The sequence below is a fragment of the Vibrio sp. DNB22_10_4 genome, from assembly GCF_052879755.1.
Map to the genome: position 1 here is coordinate 1 of NZ_JBNNXW010000082.1, position 261 is coordinate 261.

Genomic DNA, 261 nt, shown 5'->3' on the forward strand with positions numbered 1-261 from the left:
GTTTATCGGTCGAGCCGATCAGGACGCAAACCGTATCGGCAAGGCTCAATGCCCGGCGCAGTACGTCAAGGTGTCCACGGTGCATCGGCTGGAAACGGCCGATGAAGACAAGCGCATCGAAGCGCTTTGCATTGGTGCTCATGAGGCTCCCTCAAGAGATTGGCGGCGTTGGGTCTGTCCCGCAACCGTGAATTCATACTACGCGCCGCCCCCATTGAGCGTCAAATGAAAATCTCGTAAAAATGCGCGATGTGCAACAAC

Annotated in this window: 1 protein-coding gene; it reads right to left on the minus strand. The window is 55.9% G+C overall.

Features of this window, described 5'->3' with window-relative positions; genetic code table 11:
• The coding region (locus tag ACVA6Q_RS24750) for an adenylyltransferase/cytidyltransferase family protein (protein ID WP_446649237.1) at positions 1-142 on the minus strand (142 nt) is incomplete at its 3' end.
• Between the last annotated feature and the right edge of the window lie 119 nt (positions 143-261).